Origin of the sequence: Planktothrix sp. FACHB-1355, from assembly GCF_014748295.1 — a bacterium.
Taxonomy (GTDB): domain Bacteria; phylum Cyanobacteriota; class Cyanobacteriia; order Cyanobacteriales; family Aerosakkonemataceae; genus Aerosakkonema; species Aerosakkonema funiforme_A.
Window position 1 is genome coordinate 46,007 of the sequence record NZ_JACJUP010000001.1, and the last position, 18,246, is coordinate 64,252.

Consider the following 18,246-nt stretch of genomic DNA (forward strand, 5'->3'; position numbering starts at 1 on the left):
ATTTGTATAGTATTATAGCATTTACCTACTATGCCTATGCTACAAATCGGTAAAACCAATATCCCCTATACTGTCCGGGAAAGTTCTCGCGCCAAACATCAGCGTATCGTCGTCACGCCGGAAGCTGTAGAAGTGGTAGTTCCGCCCAACACGCCTGGAGAACAGATTACAGCCTTTCTTGACACCAAACGGCACTGGTTGTTCAATGCGGTAGAAGACTGTCGCATTGAACAAACCACCCCGCAACCTCAAAGCTATGTAAATGGGGCAAAAATACCTTATCGAGGTCGCCGTTTGCTGTTAAAAGTAGAAAATGCTGATGTGGATGAAGTGGTGATTACCTGCAAAAGCAGCTTCTACGTCCAGGTTCCGCGCTACTTAACCGAAACAGAACGCCATTGTGCAATTGTAGCTGCGTTTGAGAGATGGATGCGCGATCGGGCCGAGGAAAATGCCCGCAGCTTCGCCACCACCTACGCCCGGAAATTAAACATCAAACCCCCACCAGTGCGACTCGCTGACCAAAAACACACCTGGGGAACCTGCGGTAAAGATGGTATTATCCGCATTAATTGGCATTTAATTCAAGCCCCTAAAGCCGCAATGGAATATGTCATCGCCCACGAAGTCGTACACCTGCTACACCGACATCACGGCGATGCTTTTTGGGAAACTTTAAGTAGTGTAATGTCAGATTGGCAAGAACAAAAAACATTGCTGGAATCATGGGAACGCCGTGACTTTAAGAGGTAGGGCGATCGTTAATGCGATCGCACGCTGAGTTTCTATGTTGGAGAAGTCTAATGTATGGTAACGCTCATGTCAAAGCGAGTAACAAAGTCGCCATGAAAACACTTGTATTGGTTGACGCTATTAAAATGGAGCCACCAATCTAAGAGGATCGCGGTTTCTGTCGCTTCATTTCCCAAATTTGCTTCCAACCTCCAGTCGCCTGGGATTTAAAAGTAGGGATTTGAGATCCACGATTAAGGGCGTTAGTTCCTAACACCCACGACACTATTACTTTTGATGCTGCTACATCTCTGTCGTCAGTGTAGTTGCACTCCGAACACTGATGAATTCGTGAGGATAATTCTTTTTTGCGTTGATGACTGCACTCAGGACAAGTCTGAGAAGGTTTAACCTTTAAGGTCGGAACCTTAACCAAAAAACCACCCGCTTCGTCTGAAAAAGAAAAAAAGTAGCAGCCCAACGGAAGTCTTTTGAAAAGTCTTTGATGAGAGTTGAGGCTACCGTTGGGAAAAACTTAGGCTACTTTTTAATAGGTGAACCTGGTTCAGCCAAAACAACCGGGGGTTTGTATGTAGCGCAAAGCATTATCGAGCAAGAATTAACTGAAAAGGCTATAAATGATTTTAGCTCCTCAATAAACTTCTACCTCAGTTTGTTCCTTCTGATGCTGCTTTTTAACTTCTCTCACTGCTTGTCTACGTCTCAAATCAATCTCTAAAAAGTGCCGAACATCAGTATCAGTCAACTTGGCTCTCCCAATAGGTTGCCAATACCCATCTTTATTGACAGCCCTCATCTTAAGAGTAGAACTTTGGTTATCCATCAGTACCAATTGATCGTCTTCCCAATAAGCAGTGTGGTATTTACCTACCAATCGTGTTTGGTTGACTAGGCAAGCTGCAATAATCGGAGCGATCGTCCTCACCAAATTCTGTTGTGACAAACGCCGCTCCAAGCTTTTCAAAGTGTAACCTTTCCCCAGCTGATAACCAGCAAACCACATCCCATCTTTTTCAAACTTGATACCTCGCGAAGTAACCACAGTACTAACGCCAGCAGTGGAAAGGGTTTTACTAAAACTTGTCACTGAATTAGCTAATGTAATAGCAGAGTCGATCGCGTTTTGAAGTTGCGCTCGCACACTAGGATCGGAATGTATCTGGTTGGAATAGTGAGAATCATCCAATGAATGCTGTGACTGCCTAGTTCTTAGCACTTGTGCCGTTGTTAATTCTCTCCTTGGAGAATCTCTGCTATCAATAACCCCAGTCAACTTGTATTCTTCTCGCAGTTCTTGCAGCACTATTTCATATCGCTGCCAATCTTTCCAAGCTGATACTACCCGGCAGTCAGTTAAGCGTACTCGATTAATGATGACATGGTAATGAGGGCGCGGTTTCCCAACTGGTGTAATCGTATCATCGTGACGGGCGGCGACCCACTGACAATCCCCATACCCGCAACGGTTAACCATATCGTCAATTAAATCAAAAGCGCGATCGTCAGAAAGTCGATCGTCTGGGTGAGGAGAAAGTGACAGATGTAAGACAGGATAACGAACGCGATGATTGAGGCAAGAGATCGCTTCAAATTCCTGCTGCATCCCCAAGATACTCTGCTGTCCCAGGTTCCCGCCTACCAGTTGCGATCGTTCTTTGCTAAAGATGTAGCGTAACAATCCCCTGAAGTCAGCACCTTTAGTAGCTTTACCGATCATAATGCTTCTTCGGAGGGCGTTAAACCCAACAATTGGGATTGAACTTCCCGGACAACTTTTCGAGTATCTGCGGTAGTTCGCATTATCTCATCAAGAGATGGTAAGTTTTGTCCGTTACTTTTGGCAGCTTTCATCATAGCGAGCGCATGGGATAAGCTGAGTGCGATTTTAGTAAGTTGGTGGTAAGTGAGTCGGTTGATTTCTGGGATGGGCGTAGAAGAAGTTCGACGCTCAACACAGTGACGAATGTAAGCAGAGAGAGTCATGTTATGAGAGTCAGCTTTATGTTGCCATGTCAGTTTCTCCTCTTGGGTGAGCAGTAGTGCAATATATTCGGTACGTTTCTTTGCTTGCATGAGCGGGAACTAAATCTGCATAATTTCCGATCGTGCCGCCTAATTTGGGCCATCTTCTTCTATCAAGGGAGAGGAAAAAAATTTAAATATCGACTTAGCTTGCTGCTACCTTTGAAATACGCTTAACCTTACTCCGGTAACAATTGCTATCACTGACCAATCATAGCTTTTGACAGAGGTTTTTGCCCGAATATGGGCGGCATATTGGTGGAAGTTTGGCGGTAAGGGAACCACATATAAGGGCAGTAAAAGTGAAAAGCTGCCCCACCATAGTCCCTAAAATGCCCGAAATTCGGTTTTTATCCCCAAACTTTCCCCATTTTTTGTTGAGTAAATATGCCTAAAAAACTTGACTGGGTAGTTTGTGAACCTCGCTTGCGATACGCTCCCAATACACCAGAAGGAATTGCGCTCTCCTATGTTAAAAATCATCCTTCATTCAAATCAGCTAGAGACCTGCTCGCGCAAGCCATGGTCGCTTATTGGTTGCCGTTTGCTTTAGCCGCTTCTGGAGTAAAGGGTCAAGCATTGATAATGGCTTGCTTTGAAGCAATAGGAGAACTAGAAAAACAAATCAATCTGATTAAGCGGGTATTGTTGGATCACCAAACAGTTAACTGTAACGACAGCAATGCACCTCAAAAAGTTGTTTACCCCAAAATAGAAGAAACCTTTTCTTCCATAGATGCCAAGAGCGAAGATATGGCGATGGAAAATTCTGTGAAAGAAACTGCTGCGGTTGGTCCCAAAAAAGCCGCCGACTTGTTTTAATACAACTCTTTTTCTAAAGTTATGGAAGAAATGACAGTTAAAATTTGGGCTGACTTAGGTGGCAGCACGCTCAAAATTTTGGTCGAAATGCCCAATAAATCAACAGTACCAATCATCATGTCTTCACGAGTAATTGAATTAGATGATTGGTTGGTATCAAACCGGACTGTGGCCATGTTCGATATATCTCCCCAAGCTGATGCAATTGTTCGGTTTGGTAAAGGCTATTATGCCGTAGGTAAGCTGGCCGAACAGTATGCTAGCGATGTGACCAACTCTACGGAACTTAAACAGCCAAAGCAGAATACGGCTATTCCTAAACTGCTGGCAGTTGTGGGCATCATTAAGCAGAAATATGAGTTACCAACTCGCTTTGCAGTCGAGCTAACTTTATTGCTTCCCTTTCCCGAATATCAGTTTGTCAAAGATGGCGGTAATAATTTTCAGGCTGATTTGAAAAAGGCGCTCTCTTATTTCGAGTTTAGAGGAGAAAATTACGAAGTCAACCTAGCTAATTTTGGTTGCAAACCGGAAGGTTCTGGCTTGATTATGTTGAGATATCTGCAACAGCAGGATCGACAAGATTGGCTTCTTAATAGCAAAATTGCCGCCCTAATGTTGGGACATCGAAACACTAGCATCTTGCTATATGATTATGGAACACCCAGCGGCTATACCAACAACTTGGGCTTTTACCAAATAATTCAAACTGTAATTGATTCTAGTTTGGGACAAAGTGCTGCCGCTCTTACTGAGGCAATTTACAAAGCTAATGACGACATTTCACCAAATAACCCCCATATTCAAGCACTCGCTATGACCAAGGGAAAAAGTAAGCGAGCCGAACTTACTCGTTTGGTAAAAGCGATCGCTTCTGCCCAAAAAAATCGCTGGCAGCAGATCGCTAGTTGGGCTAAATTGCTAGTTGATGATGTGGATGAGTTAATTATCGGCGGTGGCACGGCATTATTATACCAGAAAGCCATCAGAGAAACTTTCCATTCAACCCGATTATTTTGGGCAGTAGCAACCGAAAAAGAACCAATACCTCAAATACCGCCTCAACCAATTGGGCCATCTGGTCACCGGGAAGAATGGGAGAACAAACTCCTCGCCGCTAAGCCTGGGCATGATGCTTTGAAAGCTAAAGAAGCGTTGGAGCAATATGAGGAACAATTGTTGTCGTATCAGCAACAGCAGGCTGATTACGAATTACAGCTTAAAGTTGTCCAAGCTGCACTCTCGAGGGAAAAACTCCCCCTTCTTCAGTTGCAGCACCAGTCGCAAGCAATTATAGAGGAAATCGCTCAAACCTTTTTCTCTCAAGAGGTGAAGAGTGATGAGAGACGTTTTCGGGTGACGCAGTTTGTGGATATTTACGGTGTGTGGAAAGCGATCGAGAATGCTTGATACAGCAACTGATTCAAAAGAGACGCTCTGCTAGGGGGGAGGCGGGGACGCTCCAGAAGGAAATCTGACAGGGATTGAAACCGTTTAAGCTAAACTGAACAAATCTACCTTTGTCCGCTCGCGCTCTCTCAGGGAAGGCTCTCACCTTCAATGGTGCAACGGCTGCACTCACTATCCCCTCTGCGGTAAACGCTTTGGGGAATACTTTTCGGATAATATTTAAGCTGCCATTTATGTCTGCATTAATCAACTTACCACTGGCATTACAACCAATCTGCTAGTTTGATGCAGGTAGTTATCAACGTACTGGTTGCGGGATTGCGTCAATCGATTGATTCGGTGAGAGTCTAGAGAGTTAGAATTCTAACCTAATCCAGCTGTCCCGACGCGAGAACGGTAGCCCGAAATTGCTAACCCCTAACCTACTCCTGAAACACAAATATACAAACAAATAAAAATTATACACAATTTAAAATATATCGACACGATTTGCCAAATACAAATATGAACGACTCACCCCCTGACCTAGAAGTGCAATTTTCTAGTTCCACTTACTCGTTGCGAGATTATCAGCTTCAATTAATGCAGCAAGTATTCCAGGAATGGTCACAGGGGTCTAGGCGTATACTACTAACCCTTCCCACTGGGGCTGGCAAAACAGTATTATTCGCCGCCGTAGCGCGAGAATTTACTAATTTTGGCTCAGGAGTATTGGTATTAGCCCATCGGGAAGAGTTAATCCTCCAAGCAGCTCAAAAGATGGAAGGGATGACAGGAGAGCCGGTGGGCATCATCAAAGCAGGTTATCCCACCACCCCAGAGCGGCCCATCCAGGTCGCTTCCGTCCAAACTCTAGTACGCCGTTCTCCCCAGTTCTGGCCTACCGCCGAATTGCTGATTGTAGATGAAGCACACCATAGCGTCAGCAAAAGCTATCAGCAGATTGCCCAGCACTACCAACACGCCTACATTCTTGGAGTTACCGCTACCCCTGCTCGGATTGACGGTCAAGGCTTTAAATTCCTTTACGATACCCTGGTAGTGGGGCCATCGGTGGCAGCTTTGATTCAAATAGGTTATCTCTCCACCTTCAAGTTGTTTGCTGCACCTAACGCGATTAAAGTTTCTGGTGTCAGAACTACGGGTGGGGATTACAATCAACGAGAATTGGCCGCCGCCATCGACACCAGTTTGGTGATGGGGGATTTAATCGATGCCTGGAACAAGTTTGCTTTTGGTAAAAAAACCGTAGTATTTGCCGTCGATATTAAACATTCAATCGCCATCGCACAAGCCTATCAAGAAGCAGGAATTCCCACTGAGCATCTTGATGGCAACACTTCTGAACAAGAGCGTCATCAAATACTAGAACGATTCCAAACTGGTCAAACCTTAATTCTTTGCAACTGCGGCATTGTCAGTGAAGGGGTGGACATCCCTTCCCTAGAAGCAGTGCAGTGTGTCCGTCCTACCAAATCCCTCATCCTTTGGCTGCAAATGGTCGGGCGCAGTTTGCGACCTCATCCCGACAAAGAACACGCCATCATCATCGACCATACGGAAAATTGGGGAGTTCATGGCGCTCCTGACTTTGAATGGTTGTGGAGTTTAGAGCCAATTTCTCTTTCCAGAGGCCGATGGCACGTCAGTTGTCCCGAATGCCATCATGTCTTTAAACCGCTCTCCCACGAACAAAAACCTTACCGAATTGAGTGGAGTCCCAGGCATGGTGAATTTCAAATCTGGTGTCTGTACACCTGCCCCAACTGCCTTCAAAAAATCGAAATGGAAAAATGGTCGGGGGGAGAGCCACCACCACCCCGAAGAGTCACAGAAGATAAAAAAGCTGAAATTAGAGAAATTCCGCTTGATTGTAATTGGGTTATTTTAGCTGACATCTGCTCCTTAGCTACTATCCAAAGACGGCGAAACTACAAAAGTGACTGGGTGCTACGCCGTTTGGTGGAAAAACATCCCTCAACTGGTATTCCGGAATTGAGAGAATGCGCCAATATTTTAGAATTTTCTTTAGACTGGGTGGTGGATTGTTGGTTCCAATTGCTCAAAAAGAATACTAATTCTTCTGTTACACCAACATATAAAGAGTCACCATTAGATAACGCTTTGGATGCACCTGTCGAGCGTGTAATTCTTCAGGCATCTCAAGTAGCAGAATTATTCAGAAAAGCTTCCAGATGGTCGGAAGCTGAGTCGATTGCTAAAACTTATTCTGCTCTCAAAGTAGCAGCTTGGGAACTGCTTTCACCAGCAGAACGAGCGCGAATCAAGTCACTTAAAGTTGCAGCATTGCGACAAACCGCGACACAAGAAAAAGCAAAAATCGCTTTTGACACTTTTCTGGGCGTAGGTGAAAAAGCCGTATCAACTGCCACTGGCGAAGAAGTGTTGGTTACAGGTTTATTTGAAAAGAACGGGATACCAATGGCTAATATTAAATACCTGAGCGATGGGATAGAAGGTACTTCACGTCTTGATTTTTTGCGGACGCACTCGTCAACAAATTAAATATAAGAATTTGTGGATGGGGTGCGCTCTTGCAACCCAACGATATAGAAGTTAGCGGCGTCCACAACCTCCTACCCCTCAAATCCCTACCCTTACTCAACAGTCGTTTGAGTCATCCCATCCACGCTTCGGGAAGTAAGAATCTTGCCTAAAAACGGTGTTTTTTACGCTGAGTTTGTTTATCCAAACTCTTAAAGAATCTCAGTGTATGACGACCTGAGAGTGTCAAATCAGGGCGGTTCTTCACCTAGAGCTTGGTAAAACGCACGTTCGGCTGCCGCTGCTAGAGCGCGTTTGGCATAACGCTTGAAGTTGGCTTCTGATTTGTGGCGAGTCAGAGTGCGAGCGTGCAAGCTATCCATTCCTTTGAGCAGTAGCTTGGTAGCATAGGTATGTCTTAAGCGATGGGGCGTCAGATTCCGAATACCTGCTTTTTCCCCCAATTCTTTAATCGTGTAATAAATCCCTTGATAGCCCAACCGCACGCCCGGTTTAATCGGGCTATGGGACAAAAACAGCGGTTTGCTTTTATGACAGCGTTCCCCTTTTTGTCGCCGCCACTCCAAATAAGCATCTAATTGGCAGCGAGCAGCCTTTGACAGGGGAACAGTGCCACTGCTATCATCCTTCCCTTTTCTTATTGTCAACCGCACGCCGTCATAATCCCCCACGTTCAAAGCTGCTACCTCTCCCGCTCTGAGTCCGTGTGCTAACACCGCCAGTAACCCCGTATCTCGCTGAAAAGTGCTAGACGGCATCTGTACAGCTTGCCATAAAGCCTCCACTTCCAACTCGCTCAAATCCATTGCTGGCGGTAAAGGTATTTTTTTGAGGGCTACCGCTTGGGTGGGGTTGTGGGAAATACTGTCTGGATAGGCTTTCCACAGCCATCCAAAGAAACTTTTGAGTGCCGAAAGTGCCCGATTGACTGAATTATCGGTTAAGGATGCTTCTAGATGGTTTTTGTACTGAACGATTTGCCTGGTGGTAATTTCGCTCCAAGGATTATTCGTCCACAACAGAAAGCGTTGGAGTTCCCGGCGGTAGGCTTTTTGGCTGTTGGGGGACAGACTCCGTGCTTTTAAAAATTCCTCTACTCTGGGCCAACGCAGGTCTATTGGTCTGCTATCTGATATTGGCTGAGTGGTCAGAGCAATTGAGTCGGCTTGAGGCGACATTATCGGGTCACCAACGAGCGATCGCTTAGAATGTTTTATTTTCCCACTAATTGTCCCGATTGGGCCAGACGTGCGGGTAAAATAAGGTAACATTATCTTACCTAAAATAGGCAAAACCGATAGTATCAAAAGGGTTTTATTTTTTCGCTAAGGTTGAGATTTTTCACTCTTGGAAGCAAGTTCTGCCAGATGATAAGCTATCTGCTGTTCTATGGCCTCTTTAACTCGTCGCTCAACAGATGCTTCTAAAAGCTTTAATCTTTCATCTATACTGCCTATACGTTCATCTATGTTATTAGCTGTCTGGTTTAAAGGAAATATGGATCTTCGAGTAGGCGCTGTATCTAGACATTCCTCTATATACTCAACCAGTAAAGCAGAAGCATTACTACCACTACGTTTTGCCCATTGCTGAAATGCCTGCCATTTCGAGGCATCTATACGAAAAGTTGCTAATTTCTTGTTGGTCATTGTCTATGTTTCTGTAACCTTGTTGTATTGAAATTAATATAGACATTTTAGCAAAATATATATATTAACTAGATAAAGTATAATATATATACAATGTATAGACTAAAATAGAATCAAAAACTGTGTCGGTTCGCAGATAAGTTGAAAAAGTCTCACATAAGTTGAAAAAGTGTTGCAGATAAGTTGAAAAAGAGTAGAAGTGAGCTAGGCTAATAATATTGAGCTATGGCAAGGGCTAGTAGAGCCGTAGCAGTAGGGGTAAGAAAATTCAGCAATACAGGATGCCGAAGAGTCATCGGCAAATTCCTCAGTCTGAAAATGAACACCACCATCTGGTGGGAATCTCAAATTGAGCGGGATTACATCTATTGGCTGGAGATAGATCCTGATTACCAGAAGTAATTGTAGTAGATAATGGTCAAGAATTTTTAAGTACGCACCTAGAAGATGCCTGTTTACAGTTAGGGATAAGCCTGCAATATTATCCGCCGAAAATGCCTTGGTATAAGAGTGCGATAGAAAGATATTTTGGGGCTTTAAATAGTCAACTACTTTCTGATGAACCCGGCAAAAGCTTCTCCAACTTCCTCAAGTCCGATGATTACGACCCCAGGCAGAATGCAGTCATTTCGTTTGAGGGACTACAGGAAATGTTGCATATTTTTATCGTTGATATTTATAACCAAAGTCAGCATCCCGAACTGAAATCGCCTCGGTCGGTAGTTTGGTCTACTGGGGTAGCTTGTTTTCCGCTAGCTTTACCGCCATCCCATCTGGAACTAAAAGTTTTAATTGGTCATGTTACTACTCGCAAAATCACCAGAAGGGGGATAGAGTTTGAAGGTTTACTATACAACAGTAGCGAACTGGTGCGACTACGTGTTCAAACAGCGAAATCTGCTAAAACAACAGTCAAATATGACCCAACGGATTTATCTCGCATTTATGTTTTTGATGAGTCAACCCATCAATTTTTAGAAGTACCAGCACTCAATCAAGATTACACTAAAGGACTCAGCTTGTGGCAGCATCGAGTAGTTAAAAAACGATTGACTCATTTTGTGAAAGAGATTTTTGTGTAAGTATAATAAATATTGGCTAAGATTATGTTAGCTTAAAAAGTTAAATTTTGAAATAAAAACCGGGCATTGTATGTTATGATTTTAGAAGAGTATGGCTAGTTGGTTCATTGTAGCAAATAGTTTAGGGCTACCCGAATAAAAATGGGATTATTAGCAGGAAGAGGCTAGGCTATGGAGTTATCTGCTACCACCACAATAGACGGCGACCGCATTCAAGAGTACGCCAAGAAGCTACGCAGTGAAGGAACACTCGAATACTGGACTTTATCCAAACTAGCAAGGAACCTCAACAATGAGTTCAATAAGCTTAAGGGACAAAACAGAGGTAAACTTAAGCAACGGGATCTGAACATTACCCCTGAATTAATTGCCCATCTTCAACAAAAATTTAGTGAATATTTTAATCAGCAGTTTTGGCTAGAAAAAGCTGAGTTCATTCTTCAGGGATTGAAGCAATGGAAGGCCAAAGGTATCATTCTGACAAAACCGGAGATTTCCTTGACACTTTCGGCAGATTTAAACAAAGACGAGACAACTGTAGAACTGTCTTTAAAAGAATTATGTGCCGCTGAATCTGCTAGCGAGTTGCTCGCCTCAATCATTGCCCAACAATCCTTAAGAGATGAACTCTTAAAGCTGCTAAAAGTAGCCACAAAACCAATCCTGGTAACGGAACCCCGACTGTTTATCAATAGCTCTATAACTTCCATTCCCACCCCGGCCATCTTAGCTTCTGGCCTACAAGCTCAACTCAGAAAAGATTTATGGTTTGAATCAAATGGACTGGCGGTTTTTCAGCATAAGTGCCAAGCGCAATCTGACAACTATATAGAGCATTACATCAGTAATCCTGGAGATATTGAGTTACTGCCTTGGGAAGCAGCTGAACAAATCATTAATAAATTTGGCTTCACTTCAGCCAAGCTGCATCTGATTTATGCGGCGCATACAATGAAACAGGTTAACCCGTGGGAAAGTGATTTTACCCTAAAAGCAACTAACATTATTAAGGAATTGGGATGGGACAAAAGAACAGATTTGTCTCAATCACACAAATTGAATGAAATTGCTAAAGCTGCTTTTGCTTTATCCTGCTTTGTCTCACGCGCTTTCTGGATTGAAGGCAGAACCAAGAACAAAGTAAATGTTAGCTATCCAACCGGAAGAACGTGGGATTCGGTAATAGAACCGTGTGGAACAGCCGATATTTTTACACGGAAAATAGAACAGCCTTATGAAGTATTTATTACTGTCAGACCGGGGCTTTGGACTAAACATTTCCTCAATCGGGCTGGAGCTAAAGCTAAGCAAGCTCTTTATCAATTTGGCTACCTAGCCCAAAAAGTGCTGCAAATTGACCCTTATCATGATGAATTAGCACTAAGGTTGGCACTACATCTCACGATGGAAAGTCGCTTCCATCAAAGTGGGCGATATGAAGTAAAAACTCTGCTCAAGATGGCGTTACCAGAGACTGAATTAGAGACAGCCCGTAGCGATAAGCGTAAAGCCTATGAACTTAAACAGCGCTGGGATAATGCTTTGAAGCTTTTAATCAGTTTGGATTGGCAGATTCAATACGATTTGGAAAGCTACTCAGCATGGCTTCAGCCAGGGAATCAGGATAAAAAGCGGATGCCCAAGGGATATATAGACAAGCTGCTAGCTGCAAAAATTACGATTCTTCAACCGACTCCAATTCCTGACTTGATAGCGATAAAAGCTGAACCCCAAGCCCCTACGTCGCTGTTGTCCAAGCAAACGCCAATTACAGTTGAGCAGTTGAGAAAAGTGCGGGAAGCTAAGGGCTGGAGCCAAGCCAAGTTAGCTGGGTGGCTCGGAGTATCACGCTCGTTAATAGCTTTGATTGAAAGAGGACAGCGCCCGGTTTCCCCAGCGCTTGAGACAAAATTTCGGGAACTGCTGGACATTTAGCAATCAATCACTGCTTTCTTTTAACCAGCTGTTACAAAGCTGGATTTTTTGTTATGGCGGTGATTACAGCCGTGTAACAACCAAATTAACCGAAAAAATAGACCTCAAACCCTTACTGGATAAAAATTTGAGCGATGTTACAAAATCTCTAGGATCGCCCGACTATTTCTCTAGGATCGCCCGACTATCAATTTTTGTAATCCTTACTACACATAGCTTTCAGGCTCTTAGTACCAAACAGAGTAATTAGATCCGTTTCCCAGCAGTCCTGAGCGAAAAGTGAGAAAAAGGGATGTTCCCCACGCAAGGAATAGCCCGATGAAGAATTCGCGCGACAGCAGAGCAATTCATTGGGGTGAGCTATGGTAACGCCACAGTCCCCCCGCAATGAATGGCTCAACAGCAGCGTAGACCCCCAAATCTTCGCCCTCAACGTCCGCGTCCTCTGTGAGGACGCCCCCTACGCCTACCTCCTCTACGAAATTGACGCCGCCTCCGGCCGAGTCCACCCCGACGCCCAGTGGCTGTGGGCCAGAAAAAAATACAGCCACATCGAAGCTGGCGGCTGGTGGTGTAGTGGACTCGACCCCCTCGACAACTGGCAACCCATGCTGTGGGGCTGCTTCAAACCCAACCAGCCACGCCAAACCTTTGACCCCAAAGGCCAGCTCAAACCCATCAAATACGAGCATCCGCCCAAAACCCCCACCAGAGCCTTCTTCCTGCAAGTCCCAGACCGCATCTGGTCGAAAATCTCCCAACGCTACAGCGTCCCCATCACCGAACAAGACAAACAACACGGCTTCTGGCAATGGGTGTGGGCCAAAAACATTCCCATTATCATCGTCGAAGGCGCTAAAAAAGCAGGCTGTCTGCTAACCTTGGGCTACGTCGCCATAGCCATCCCCGGCGTTACAATGGGCGTCAGAACTAAGAACTCCTCAGGGCAGAAATGCAACCCCTATCTCATCCCAGAACTGCAACACTTCGCCACACTAGGACGGGAAATCTACATCAGCTTCGACCGTGACACCAAACGCCAAACCATCCAGAACGTCAACCGGGAAATTGACAAGCTGGGCCAGTGCTTCAATGCCGCCAAATGTCAGGTGAAAGTCATCAGCCTGCCTGGGCCTGAAAAAGGCGTCGATGATTTCGTAGTAGCCCGTGAAAGAGGCTCCGGAGCAGGGGAGCAGAGGAGCAGAGGAGCAGAGGAGCAGGGGGGCAGGGGAGAAAATACCATTAATTTTTACCCATCATCCCCATCTGGGGAGGATGGGGATGAAGATGCTTTCAGTGACCTCCCTTCTGCCAGAAACTTTACGTTCCAATCGAACCAGAGAGATATCCCATCTGGGGAGGAAGATGCTTTCAGTGACCTCCCTTCTGCCAGGAACTTTACGTTCCAATCGAACCAGAGAGATATCCCATCCGGGGGTGAGAATGCTTTCAGTGACCTCTACCAGGCCGCACAAGCCTTCTCATTTTGGCAAACTAGGGAATCTTGGAGACTAACTTATCCAGTCGCTTTAAAACTCTTCCAGCGCTATCTGGGAGAAATCCCTTATCCCGAATCCGGGTTAGTAGGCATCAAATCCCCCAAAGGTACTGGCAAAACCCAAGGTTTGATTGAGCTTGTCTCAGATGCCCTTGACACAGGCTCCCGTCGCGTGTTGATAATTACGCACAGGATTCAACTGGGCAGGGCAATCTGCGCTGCCTTGGGAGTCAACTACATCGACGAAACCAGAGACTCGCCTGAAGGTAAACTGTTCGGATACGGCCTTTGCATCGATAGCCTGCATCCCCGATCTCAAGCCCAATTCAATCCAGAAAACTGGGAGGGAGCGATCGTCATCATCGATGAGTGCGAACAAGTCCTCTGGCACGCCCTGAACTCTAGCACCTGCTACGAGAACCGGGTCGCTATCTTGCAAACTTTCCAAAAACTGATCCACAATGTCTTGACCACCGGTGGCTTAGTCGTTGCCCAAGATGCCGACTTATCCGACAAATCGATCGACTACTTGAAAGCGATCTCGGGTATTCAGATCGAGCCTTGGATTGCAGTCAACGAGTGGAAACCAACCAAGGGACGGGACGTCACTTTCTTCGCCACCAGCGACCCCGCACCGCTGTTTGCCCAGATGGAGAGAATTTTATCTCTTGAGGTCACTTGTTGCGATATCGACAGCCGCGCCGAATGTTGTCCCATCCAGCGACATAGCAGCCCCATCATGGTGGTGGAAGATTCCCAAAAAGTCAAGGGAAAATGGTCTTGTACCAACTTGGAAATCCAACTGAAAAAACGATTTCCTGTCTTACGAATTCTCAGGATTGATAGCGAGTCAGTAGCCAACCCCAACCATCCAGCTTATGGCTGCGTGGAGAAAATTAATACCATCATCCCAAACTACGACATTATCATTGCCAGTCCTACTATTGGCACCGGAGTTAGTATTAACATTCGGGGTAATTTTGTGGCGGTTTTCGGTATTTTTAAAGGAGCAATACCGGTTAATGATGCTTTGCAAGGTTTGGCGCGTGTGCGAGATGAAAATGTGCCTTGGTTTGTTTGGACTAAACAATTTGGCTTGGGTAAAATTGGCAACGGTAGCGCGAGTTATCGAGCGATTCTCAAATCTCAACAGAAAGTCATCAAAACTAATCTGTCTTTGTTGCAAGATGTAGACTTTGATATTGATTCTGCTTATGACCCGATTCACTTGCGAACTTGGGCAAAGATGGGGGCGAGAATTAATGCCGGAATGTGGGATTATCGAAAGATTATTTGGGAGCTTTTGAAAGCTGAAGGTCATCAAGTGCATCTGTGTCGCGAGAATGAATTGCAGCAACAGATTAGTTTTTTGCAAACGCTAGAAATAGCGGCTCACAATGCCGATGATTACGAACAAAAGGAGGAATTATCCGAACAAATCGTCAAACTAAAAGAAGAGTTAGACCAACTAGAAACAGAAGCGACTTGTCTTAGTGAAGAAGCCAAAGTTATCAGACAAGAAAACCGGATGACTTCGGCAGAAGCTGTTACAGTTGTCGAGCGGATTAACAAGTCTAAATACCTTTTGTTGAAAGACAAACGTTCTAAAACTCAGTTGGAACTAAATGCTGTTCGCAAATATCAACTGGAGGAAACTTATGGTGTGACCGTTACTCCGGAATTGGTATTAAAGGACGAAGACGGCTGGCTGTCTAAAATCCGCCTCCATTATTACCTGACTCATGATTCTGAATTTGTCAAGAATAGGGATAAAAATCACTTAACAGGACATCGGGAAAGGGGTAATGGAAAAGTTTGTCCGCAGGACTTGCGATTTATTACGGCTACTGTAGAAGCGCTTAAGAAATTGGGAATAACTTATTTTTTCACACCTGAAGTTGAGTTTAGAGGAATTGACTCAGAGGTGATAGAGTTTAGCAATCTCGTTAAGCAGTACAGTCAGGATGTGAAGGACTTTTTGGGGATAAATATCAATCCCAATGCTCCGCCAATGGAGGTGGTGCAGTATATCCTGGGTGTAAAGTTAGGGTTTACTCTCAAACGCATTGGTTTTGAACGGATAGAGGAACGTGACGCTTCTCTTAGAAGGAAGCGGGTGAGGGTTTATCAGTTCCAATTCCCTGATGATGGTAGAGAGGCGATTTTTTCGGCTTGGTACCAGCGGGATGTTGAAGCTGTGGAAAGGGTAGCTGAGGCGGCGAGTGTACGGGGTGGATCGGGGTCGGATAAATATATAGGGATATCAGGGGGTGTGTCTCCTTTGAGTGATGACCCTGCTGTTAGTGGATCGGGGTCTGATAATTTTATAGGGATATCAGGGGGTGTACCACAAGATACTGTTGACCCTGCTATTGGTGGATCGGGGTCGGATACATATATAAGTATCTCAGGGGGTGTACCACAGTCGAGCGATCTCCCAGCTCTTGAGGCCCAAGTGCAGAATGTGGAAAATGAACCATTGGAAGCGATGCTACCAACAGAAGGACAGGGGGAATCGGAAGATATCGCTGCCCCAACTGCCCCCGAAACAGCACCCGAATGGCTGAAAGTTGGCTCAGTGGTGAGGTTCTGTAGTGAGGTTGAGAAATATGTCGTTAAAGCTGTCTCATCAGGTACTCAGGTGATGGTGCGATCGCTCTTGTCTGGACTATTTACCCATACTTACGCACATCGCTTGCAACTGGCTGATGAGGGAACGGGATGATGAGTGGCGATGCCGCGTCTTTATCTCACTGAAACTGGGTACGACCGGACGGTTTAAAATCTTCTTGTGGATCTTAAGACAGTCCCAATTAGTATTATTTTATTCTCTAGCTTGAGTGACTCCACGGAATGATAGCCACTCCAAACTTCCCCATTATTCGTGTCAGCCAAGAAGCTTATGAACTCTCCACAAATGAAACGATGGGGAGCAAGTATAAGTTTTGGTTTGAACATGAAGAATTGGGTCTTTGTCTGTACAAGCAAGCCCGACAAAACATAGGCGAAGATTGGGCTGAAAAAGTAGCATCCCAGTTGTGCTTCCTCTTGGGACTCCCTCACGCTGTTTATGAACTAGCGGAAACTTGGGAAGGAAATCGCGGTGTCGTTTCCCCCTACTTTTTACCAGAAGGAGGGACGCTGGTTCATGGTAACGAACTGCTCACCCCCATCGTACCGAATTACCCCACCTCTGGAACTTATAGGGTCACACAACATACGATTAATATTGTACTAAGCGTTATCTCCGATGAGTCTGTGAATCTTCCTCTTGGTTGGACAGCAGCAGAAGGCATCGAAAGCGCAGTAGAAGTCTTTGTCGGCTATCTGCTGTTAGATGCCTGGATTGGCAATGGAGACCGTCACCACGAAAACTGGGGAATCGTAAGAAGTAAAGCCCCGTCTAATTCGATGGAAACAATTCACTTAGCACCCACTTTCGACCATGCCTCAAGTTTAGGTCGTGACCTGTCTGATGAACAAAGGCAGAAACGTTTAGTAGAAGCATATACAAACAAATGTTTCTCAGCATTCTATGAGAATATTGGCGACAAAAAGCCCCTGAGAACTTTTGATGTTTTTCAGCGAGTTGCTCATAGTTATCCTGAAGCTGCCCTGATGTGGCTGTCACGACTTAAAAGCATTTCAGAAGATAATACAGGAGAGATTTTTAATCGGATTCCTAACAATCGCATTTCGTCTATCGCAGCAGAGTTTGCCCAAAAAATTCTGGAGTTTAACCAAGACAAACTACTTACCTTGAGGAATTCACTACTTTGAATAAACCCAAAACACTATTTTTGGCTTGGCAAGACCCCAATAGCCGCTCCTGGTTTCCCATTGGTCGCTTAACTTTTGATGGAGCGATTTATCAATTTGTCTACACGCAAGGTGCTAAAGAAGCTCAAGAGAAATGTGGTTTTCAACCTTTGTTATCGTTTCCGCGCTTAGATGAGGTCTATACATCAACTCATTTATTTTCTGTATTCTCTAATCGGTTAATGCCTCGAAGTCGTCCAGACTACTCAAGTTTTATTCAATGGTTGAATATTCCCGAACATGAAGATGACCCGATTGCCATGCTAGCCCGCAGTGGTGGGCAAAGAGAAACAGATACACTTACCGTCTTTCCATGTCCTGCACCAGATGAAGAAGGACGATATCATCTTCACTTTTTCTCTCACGGACTGCGACATCTACCCCAATCTGCTATTGAGCGGATTAATCGCTTTGAGCCTGGGGATAAGTTATGGTTAGCGCACGAATTTCAAAATTCTTTTGATTCCCAGGGATTGACTCTCAATACAGAAGACCGCTACATCGTAGGGTATTGTCCGCGATACTTGAATAGTGAGATTTTTGAGCTTCTACGGAGGAATCCTCGTTTGGTAGAGGTGCGTGTAGAGCGTGCTAATCAACCGCCGACACCGCTCCAGTTTCGCTTGCTGTGTAACTTGACCGCAAGGTGGAGTGAGGAAAATCTTCCGTTTTCCGGTCTTGAGTATCAGCCTCTAATCGCTGACGCGGTAATTGCCATGCCCTGAAAGAG

The 18,246-nt window shown here is 45.0% G+C and carries 16 protein-coding genes; 11 read left to right on the forward strand and 5 right to left on the reverse strand.

Translation table 11 applies throughout. The features are described from left to right. Positions 1-30 precede the first annotated feature (30 nt). Positions 31-753, forward strand: a complete 723-nt coding sequence (locus tag H6S82_RS00205) for a SprT family zinc-dependent metalloprotease (protein ID WP_190464685.1) — start codon at positions 31-33, stop codon at positions 751-753. Positions 754-892: 139 nt separating this feature from the next. Here H6S82_RS00205 and H6S82_RS34260 read toward each other — a convergent pair whose 3' ends face one another. From H6S82_RS34260 to H6S82_RS00220, 3 genes are all read right to left on the reverse strand, one after another. Then, positions 893-1,213, reverse strand: coding sequence for a zinc ribbon domain-containing protein (locus H6S82_RS34260; protein WP_322111899.1), 321 nt, complete (start codon positions 1,211-1,213; stop codon positions 893-895). 171 nt (positions 1,214-1,384) lie between these two features. After that, positions 1,385-2,470, reverse strand: coding sequence for a relaxase/mobilization nuclease domain-containing protein (locus H6S82_RS00215; protein ID WP_190464687.1), 1,086 nt, complete (start codon positions 2,468-2,470; stop codon positions 1,385-1,387). Beyond that, positions 2,467-2,826, reverse strand: a complete 360-nt coding sequence (locus H6S82_RS00220) for a hypothetical protein (protein ID WP_190464688.1) — start codon at positions 2,824-2,826, stop codon at positions 2,467-2,469. The genes H6S82_RS00215 and H6S82_RS00220 overlap by 4 nt, the downstream gene beginning before the upstream one ends. A gap of 336 nt (positions 2,827-3,162) precedes the next feature. Here H6S82_RS00220 and H6S82_RS00225 point away from each other — a divergent pair, with 336 nt between their 5' ends. The 4 genes from H6S82_RS00225 to H6S82_RS33845 all read left to right on the forward strand — a co-directional run bounded on the left by H6S82_RS00225 (position 3,163) and on the right by H6S82_RS33845 (position 7,685). Next, positions 3,163-3,597 carry a hypothetical protein gene (locus H6S82_RS00225; RefSeq protein ID WP_190464689.1) on the forward strand — a complete coding sequence of 145 codons (435 nt, stop codon included), beginning with the start codon at positions 3,163-3,165 and terminating at the stop codon, positions 3,595-3,597. A gap of 30 nt (positions 3,598-3,627) precedes the next feature. Beyond that, positions 3,628-5,007 (forward strand): ParM/StbA family protein, encoded by a 1,380-nt coding sequence (locus tag H6S82_RS00230; protein WP_191055894.1) that lies wholly within the window; start codon positions 3,628-3,630, stop codon positions 5,005-5,007. A gap of 504 nt (positions 5,008-5,511) precedes the next feature. Then, complete coding sequence (locus H6S82_RS00235; protein ID WP_190464691.1) at positions 5,512-7,533, forward strand: DEAD/DEAH box helicase; 2,022 nt, start codon at positions 5,512-5,514, stop codon at positions 7,531-7,533. Positions 7,534-7,562: 29 nt separating this feature from the next. Beyond that, entirely contained in the window at positions 7,563-7,685 is a 123-nt protein-coding gene (locus H6S82_RS33845; protein WP_255512217.1) for a hypothetical protein, read from the forward strand. A 78-nt stretch (positions 7,686-7,763) separates the two neighbouring features. Here the strand turns inward: H6S82_RS33845 and H6S82_RS00240 are convergent, their stop codons facing one another. Then, positions 7,764-8,804 (reverse strand): tyrosine-type recombinase/integrase, encoded by a 1,041-nt coding sequence (locus H6S82_RS00240; RefSeq protein ID WP_242056746.1) that lies wholly within the window; start codon positions 8,802-8,804, stop codon positions 7,764-7,766. Between the two features lie 54 nt (positions 8,805-8,858). Continuing rightward, positions 8,859-9,182: a hypothetical protein gene (locus H6S82_RS00245; protein WP_190464692.1), complete on the reverse strand. Its 324-nt coding sequence runs from the start codon at positions 9,180-9,182 to the stop codon at positions 8,859-8,861. Between the two features lie 225 nt (positions 9,183-9,407). Between H6S82_RS00245 and H6S82_RS00250 the strand changes: the two genes are divergently transcribed. The 6 genes from H6S82_RS00250 (at position 9,408) to H6S82_RS00275 (ending at position 18,241) form a co-directional block, all read left to right on the forward strand. Beyond that, on the forward strand, positions 9,408-9,584 hold the full coding sequence (locus H6S82_RS00250; RefSeq protein WP_190464713.1) for a hypothetical protein: 177 nt from the start codon (positions 9,408-9,410) through the stop codon (positions 9,582-9,584). Between the two features lie 92 nt (positions 9,585-9,676). Continuing rightward, the gene (locus H6S82_RS00255) at positions 9,677-10,264 is read left to right on the forward strand and encodes a Mu transposase C-terminal domain-containing protein (RefSeq protein WP_242056747.1); all 588 of its coding nucleotides are present in this window, start codon (positions 9,677-9,679) and stop codon (positions 10,262-10,264) included. A gap of 171 nt (positions 10,265-10,435) precedes the next feature. Beyond that, complete coding sequence (locus H6S82_RS00260) at positions 10,436-12,199, forward strand: helix-turn-helix domain-containing protein (protein ID WP_190464693.1); 1,764 nt, start codon at positions 10,436-10,438, stop codon at positions 12,197-12,199. 362 nt (positions 12,200-12,561) lie between these two features. Further along, positions 12,562-16,422: a plasmid replication protein, CyRepA1 family gene (locus H6S82_RS33170; protein WP_242056748.1), complete on the forward strand. Its 3,861-nt coding sequence runs from the start codon at positions 12,562-12,564 to the stop codon at positions 16,420-16,422. A 128-nt stretch (positions 16,423-16,550) separates the two neighbouring features. Beyond that, on the forward strand, positions 16,551-17,477 hold the full coding sequence (locus tag H6S82_RS33175; RefSeq protein WP_190464694.1) for a HipA-like protein: 927 nt from the start codon (positions 16,551-16,553) through the stop codon (positions 17,475-17,477). Beyond that, the gene (locus H6S82_RS00275) at positions 17,474-18,241 is read left to right on the forward strand and encodes an HIRAN domain-containing protein (protein WP_190464695.1); all 768 of its coding nucleotides are present in this window, start codon (positions 17,474-17,476) and stop codon (positions 18,239-18,241) included. The genes H6S82_RS33175 and H6S82_RS00275 overlap by 4 nt, the downstream gene beginning before the upstream one ends. Positions 18,242-18,246: the final 5 nt, after the last annotated feature.